General features: G+C 48.5%; 6 protein-coding genes. 4 read left to right on the top strand and 2 right to left on the bottom strand.

The window, feature by feature from the left end; genetic code table 11:
• The 3 genes from A8L45_RS22960 to A8L45_RS22970 form a co-directional block, all read left to right on the top strand.
• Positions 1-782: ATP-binding cassette domain-containing protein (locus A8L45_RS22960; RefSeq protein WP_245680802.1), on the top strand; the 782-nt coding region annotated here is incomplete at its 5' end.
• Complete coding sequence (locus tag A8L45_RS22965) at positions 775-1,614, top strand: metal ABC transporter permease (protein ID WP_068905674.1); 840 nt, start codon at positions 775-777, stop codon at positions 1,612-1,614. The genes A8L45_RS22960 and A8L45_RS22965, both read left to right, overlap by 8 nt.
• A gap of 418 nt (positions 1,615-2,032) precedes the next feature.
• Entirely contained in the window at positions 2,033-3,850 is a 1,818-nt protein-coding gene (locus tag A8L45_RS22970) for a PhoX family protein (RefSeq protein ID WP_175402075.1), read from the top strand.
• A gap of 90 nt (positions 3,851-3,940) precedes the next feature.
• Here A8L45_RS22970 and A8L45_RS22975 read toward each other — a convergent pair whose 3' ends face one another.
• Both A8L45_RS22975 and A8L45_RS22980 read right to left on the bottom strand, forming a co-directional pair.
• Positions 3,941-4,795, bottom strand: coding sequence for a patatin-like phospholipase family protein (locus A8L45_RS22975; protein ID WP_068905676.1), 855 nt, complete (start codon positions 4,793-4,795; stop codon positions 3,941-3,943).
• 298 nt (positions 4,796-5,093) lie between these two features.
• Entirely contained in the window at positions 5,094-5,690 is a 597-nt protein-coding gene (locus tag A8L45_RS22980; RefSeq protein WP_068905677.1) for an OsmC family protein, read from the bottom strand.
• A 123-nt stretch (positions 5,691-5,813) separates the two neighbouring features.
• Here A8L45_RS22980 and A8L45_RS22985 point away from each other — a divergent pair, with 123 nt between their 5' ends.
• Positions 5,814-6,305 carry an Lrp/AsnC family transcriptional regulator gene (locus A8L45_RS22985; protein ID WP_245680803.1) on the top strand — a complete coding sequence of 164 codons (492 nt, stop codon included), beginning with the start codon at positions 5,814-5,816 and terminating at the stop codon, positions 6,303-6,305.
• Positions 6,306-6,369 lie beyond the last annotated feature (64 nt).

Genomic DNA, 6,369 nt, shown 5'->3' on the forward strand with positions numbered 1-6,369 from the left:
AAAAAATTTTTAAGCAACCTGATTATGTTTTTATGTTGATTTCTACTGAGGCTTTATCTGTATCCATAGGCAAACGGCGTATTCTCGACAACATCTGCATGAGCGTTGAACGTGGCGAGATTTTGACCATCATTGGCCCAAATGGCTCAGGAAAATCGACTTTGCTTCGTACACTGATTGGCGCTGTTCCCGCCACCTCAGGAACAGTAAACAAAGTCGCCAATCTTCGCATAGGTTATGTTCCGCAAACCCTCCATATTGACGAAACCCTGCCAATGACGGTGCGGCGTTTTATGAGCCTGCCAAATACCTTTTCAAAAAAACACATTGATACCGCACTGGAACAAGCGGGTGTACTGGGGCTGGATAATCAACAGGTCATGTCGCTGTCGGGCGGGCAATTTCAACGTGTCCTTTTGGCGAGAGCACTGCTGGGTAACCCTGATATTCTCTTACTTGATGAAGCAACTCAGGGATTGGATCATCGCGGTTCGATTGGTTTTTACCGCCAGATTGAAGCAGTAAGGCGTGAGCTCAACTGCGCAGTGATCATGGTCAGCCACGAGTTACATGTAGTCATGAGAACAACAGATCGGGTGATTTGTCTCAACGGTCACATATGCTGCCAGGGCAAGCCTGAAGTGGTCAGCGCGACACCGGAATACCTGGCACTTTTTGGTTTTGAGAACGAGAGCGAAACGGCACTGTATCTCCATAAAGACCATCATGATTTCAGCCACAGTAACTGCGAACTTCAGACCAAGGACGTGCGCAATGTTTAACGGTTTATTCGATGATTTCATCGTACGCGCAGCATTTGCAGGGGTGGGTGTCGCGCTGGCAGCCGCACCACTTGGCTGCTTTGTTGTCTGGCGAAGAATGGCTTACTTCGGCGACGCGACTGCCCATGCCGCTGTTTTGGGCATTGCCCTGTCATTAACGTTTTCAGCCCCCATGTTTGCTGGCCCACTTTTGGTATCACTATTAATGGCGACACTGGTGACCACTCTAAGTGGCCGCTGCTTCGCAATGGATACCCTGCTGGGTGTCATGGCGCACTCCTCGCTGGCAATTGGCTTGGTCGCAGTCTCATTTTTATCGGGTGTCCGGATCGATCTGATGGCGTATCTGTTTGGCGATATCCTCTCGGTGGGCGTCAATGACCTGATGATAATATGGGGAGGCGCAGCACTGGTTATCGCTTTGCTGGTGCTTCGTTGGTCAGGGTTGTTACTCTCTACCATGAACCCAGACCTCGCTCATGCCAGCGGCTTCTCCCCCAAGCGTGAGCAATTTATTCTCACCATTGCCCTTGCGGTTGTGGTTGCCGTTGCAATCAAGGTTGTTGGAGCATTGCTGATCGCCGCGATGTTGCTCATCCCGGCAGCCACGGCAAGGCCCTTATGTCGAACACCAGAAATGATGGCTGTAACTGCTACCGTGATCGCCTGTTTTTCAAGCCTAATTGGTCTTGAAACCTCCTATCAGTTCGATACTCCAACAGGGCCGACAATTGTCTGTACCTCAGCAGCCTTATTTTTACTCTCTGGCGCAGTATGGCGAATCATTAACGCTGTGGGAAAAACACTGTCAGACGAGGCACAATCCCCGTGAAGTAAAACGTCACAGATATATCTTCTGCACAGATAAAAAAGGGAGCGTAACTGCTCCCCTTTTTTAAGCTGACCGATAGCCTTTTAATAAAAATCGACCAATAAAGTACGGGTATCACTCACCTACTTCACAGCCCGCCATGCCAAGATCGACAATGCAAATAAAATGTGTATAACACACAGTACGCAGATTAATGACTAGCTATCCGCTCTCAAGTCAATCAGAAATATACATTTTTAAAGACAGCGATCGCACTTTCACCTCGCATTCATGAAATCTTAACAACCAGAAAAGAGACTCCCACCAACAAAGAGACCCGACAAAAAATATCTCTAGGAAGGAAGCAATCGTGAGTAAGCATATAGACCAACGTCATCTGGACAAAGAACCAGAGTTTAACCGTTTCAGTGAAGCAGCGATGAGCCGTCGCAACTTTCTACGCGCGACCGGCGCGGCGGGCACCGTCGCATTTTTTGCCGCCAGCCCGGTAGCAAAAGCCGTTGCAGGTACGGTTGGCAAGAGCAAACTGATGGGCTTCAGCGCTATCCCTGCCTCAACAGCCGACACTGTTGTGGTACCGGAAGGTTACATCGCAGAGCCACTTATCTCTTGGGGTGATGCCTTGTTTAGCCACTCTCCTAAGTTCAGTCAGTCAAACGACTCGAAAGCGCAGGAGATGCAGTACGGCGACAACACAGATGGCATGAGCTTTTTCCCATTGTCTGACGACAGAGCGGTTTTGGTGGCAAATAACGAATACACCAACAACGAATACCTCTATGCCCATCAGGGCAAATCCATTTCAGCTGACGATGTACGCAAAGGACAGGCCGCTCATGGGGTGTCTATTATTGAGCTGAAAAAAGTCAAAGGTCAGTGGGAGACCAACGTCAATGGTCGCCTGAACCGCAAGATCACCGCCTACACGCCAATGGAAATGACAGGCCCGGCGAGAGGTCATGATCTGCTGAAAACCAAAGCTGACCCAACTGGCACCAGCATTCTGGGCACCTACAACAACTGTGCAAACGGACAGACCCCATGGGGAACCTATCTGGCTTGCGAAGAAAACTTTAATGGTTACTTTGCCGCGTCTAAAGACGTCGATCTCGGCGGTACCTACAAGCGTTATGGTGTAGGAGCGAAAGACTGGGGGTACGACTGGTGGAAACACGACGAACGCTTTGATGTCGCCAAAACGCCGAACGAACCGCACCGCTTTGGCTGGGTCGTTGAAATCGATCCTATGAATCCAAATTCCACCCCGAAAAAACGCTCTGCTCTTGGCCGCTTCAAACACGAAAACGCCGCTCTCACCATTAACAAAGACGGACATGTTGTTGTCTATCTCGGTGATGACGAACGCGGAGAGCACCTCTATAAGTTCGTCTCCAAAAACAAATACAAGCCGGGCACTCACGCCTCAAACCTTGATCTCCTTGAAGAAGGCACCTTGTTTGTCGCCAAATTTGACGGCAAAGAAGAAGAAATGAAAGGTAAAGGACAATGGCTTGAACTCACTTTCGGCAAAAATGGACTGACACCGGAAAATGGTTTTAACAGTCAGGCTGAAGTCATGATTTTTGCTCGTGAGGCTGCTACCCAAGTAGGTGCGACGACAATGGACCGTCCTGAATGGGTTGCCGTCCATCCAAATAATCAGCATGTATTCTGTACCCTGACCAACAATAAATATCGCGGTGTGCGGGAGAATCAGGGACTGAATGCTGCCAACCCTCGCAAGAAAAACCCTTATGGACACATTGTTCGCTGGCAACCTACTGGAAGTGATCACACATCGGACAGCTTCGAATGGGATATTTTTGTCATGGCGGGTAACCCAGAAGTGCAAGAGGGTCTGATGACTGGCTCGTCAAATATCAACAAGGACAACATGTTCAACAGCCCTGATGGTATTGGTTTTGATGCAGCAGGGCGTTTGTGGATACAGACAGACGGTAAATATTCCAACAAAGATAACTTTGCAGGCATGGGCAACAACCAGATGCTGTGTGCAGACCCGGAAACAGGAGAGATCCGCCGCTTCCTTACTGGTCCAATTGCCTGTGAAATTACCGGCCTGACCTTCTCACCTGATCACAAGACTATGTTCGTTGGTGTACAACACCCGGGCGAAGACCTCGCACCATCGCACTTCCCGGAAGGTGGAAATGCAATTCCACGCTCAACCGTAATGCGCATTACACGCAAAGATGGCGGCGTGATTGGGGCCTAAAACCGCCCTCTCCCAATAAACAATCATCAACACAGCGGCCCGATCATGGGCCGTTTTTATTGTACTATCAGCGTTGCTGAACTGGCCGCTTCAGGTCGCACACCAGCGAAATATTGCCTCTTTACCCGCCTCAAGGCCAAGTCGATAGGCTTCTTCCAGTTTCTCTGTTGATTGGCTCAATCGCGTTAACGTGAAGTGTTCAGGAGGACAAATCTGAGTAACTGTCACACCTTTGGGTGGGTGATTTATTATCTCTATCGCCCGGTTGTAACGCTCATATCGGGTCATCATTGGGGCGATCAACGCAGGCGTATCCTTCAGCATAGGTTTCATCAACCAATCCAGCTTTCCCTTTGACTTTCGATAACTGGCAGGACGACTTCTCAGCACCATGATGTGAGTCGCTCCACGTTTAATTGCTTCTGCGACAGGGATAGCATCCGTCACCCCACCATCCACATAGCGAAGACCACCTTCGAGCGTCACACCCTCTCGGTATAAAATCGGTACTGCACTGCTTGCTTTCATCGTCTCTGTCACCCTGTCCGCAGAGGGTGTCAAATATTCAGCCTGCCCAGTGTCCTGACGGGTGACACCCATGAAAAAAGGGCGCTTTTCGGCGGCCAGTCTGGCTTTATCAATCCCCAACTCCCTGAGAGTGATATCCCACATCCAGTCCAAATTCATCACATTTCCTCCCCGAAGAAGTTGTGTCGGAGAGATGAAAGGTTTACGCAGGCTATAGTCGAGATAGATTTTGCGATTTCGTCCCGGCATATTTGCCAGATATGCCGCCAGATTACTCGCACCGGCAGACACTCCCCAAAAACTGTCGAAGGGAGAAAAGTTCTGCTCAAGGAAATAATCCAGAATACCGCAGGAAAATACGCCGCGCATCGCCCCACCCTCAACAACCAGTGCAGATGCGCCAATTCTTTGTACCATTGCCTGTAACCTTTAACGTGTAAATATCCCAACCGTTGAGGCTAATCTAACACAGTCGAAATATTCAACGATAACAACCACAGCATAGCTGTGCTCATGCCGAGCCAATTCATTAAAACTGACAGAATGGAAAGAGCTTCAAAAGTGGCTTTTCAGCCCTCCTCTGAGGAGGCACAGATAAAAGAGGAGAAGCGTAGGTAGGACGGTTAAAGCGAAAAAACAGATACCCAACTGAAAGCTTGCTGGGTACCTGTAAAAATACGGAGCGTTTTATTATTTCGATTTCGTCGGAGCGAACTTACTCGCCAGAACGGCTGATTGCTTCTTTACCGTTGTAAACAAGGCGCGTTGACCACGGAATTGGATTTCTCAGAGCATAGTGTGCCATACAACCGTTTTCTGCTTCATCCAGAAGGTCTTTGATCTTCTCTTCTGGCTCAGGACTGTCGATGATCACATGTGTTTCTACCACGTCACAACCGCCATCAGTCATGTAACCATGATCGCGCATATGGCCAAGGTTGGTGCGGAATACAATGCGTTGCTCAAGCTTCAGAGAATCGACCTGAATTTTACGCGCAGTAAGGATATCTGTCAGGTGCGTCATAAGACAGAAGCCAATGCCTGCAGAGAAGAAAGCCAGAGGTGGCGGCGCAGTGTCGTTACCAACAGGTGGTTGCTCATCACAGTAAAGTTTTACTGGGCTGAAGCCCGGAATATTAACCGATACAACACCCGTCTTCTTCTGCATATCGCCAGCTTCAGCACTTAGGTTCACCTCAAAACGGTAAGGTTCAGGGTGACGGGCTTTGGCAAATTTTGATTTTTGATATTGGGTTGTTGCTGGTTGTTCCGCACTCAACTCACCCACATGGTAAAACTTTTCGTTCGACATAACATTCTCCTTGGTCACCAACTAAAGCTAGACAAATCTTAACCGAAAAAAGGTGAAGATTGCCGTCAAAGTCGTCCTTGAGACAATCAATTTTGGTGATATCATGCAGTAAAACGACTATTTATGAAGGGAATCATCATGCTGTCCAATCAGGATAAAAAAGTACTGTCGCGTCTGCAGGAAAACGGGCGAATGTCTATTGTTGAGCTGGCGAAGGCCACAGACATGTCAGAGTCAACCTGCCTGCGTCGTACAAAAAGCCTTGAAGAGTCAGGAGTGATTAAAGGCTACAGTGCATTGCTGGATGCCGAAGAAGCGGGCTTTGGCATCACCGCATTTATTCAGGTCAGTATTGATCAAAAAAGTGAGGCCGCTTTCGATAAATTCAAAACCGCCGTTCAGGAACATCCGCTTATTTTAGAGTGCTATTCATTATCTGGGCCTTTTGACCACCTTATGAAAGTTGTCGCCAGAACTAACAAAGAACTTTCACAATTTATTTTAAAAACGCTCAGAAACTTTCCTGAGGTGCGAGAAGCACAAACACTCTTCGTACTCGATGAGGTCAAACATACCAGTGCCCTGCCTATTAGCATGCATGATGCTGTCAGATAACAGGCGGATAGACTAAAAAGAGGCACTTAAGTGCCTCTGTCATTTGTATAAATCGCGGGTTTAG

The sequence above is a fragment of the Veronia pacifica genome (assembly GCF_001707825.1).
GTDB classification, from domain to species: Bacteria; Pseudomonadota; Gammaproteobacteria; order Enterobacterales; family Vibrionaceae; genus Veronia; species Veronia pacifica.

What these genes read in the sequence shown, in the direction of transcription:
- A8L45_RS22965 (WP_068905674.1), top strand. Translation starts at nt 775, where the DNA reads ATGTTTAACGGTTTATTCGATGATTTCATCGTACGCGCAGCATTTGCA.
- A8L45_RS22970 (WP_175402075.1), top strand. Translation starts at nt 2,033, where the DNA reads ATGAGCCGTCGCAACTTTCTACGCGCGACCGGCGCGGCGGGCACCGTC.
- A8L45_RS22975 (WP_068905676.1), bottom strand. Translation starts at nt 4,795, where the DNA reads ATGGTACAAAGAATTGGCGCATCTGCACTGGTTGTTGAGGGTGGGGCG.
- A8L45_RS22980 (WP_068905677.1), bottom strand. Translation starts at nt 5,690, where the DNA reads ATGTCGAACGAAAAGTTTTACCATGTGGGTGAGTTGAGTGCGGAACAA.
- A8L45_RS22985 (WP_245680803.1), top strand. Translation starts at nt 5,814, where the DNA reads ATGAAGGGAATCATCATGCTGTCCAATCAGGATAAAAAAGTACTGTCG.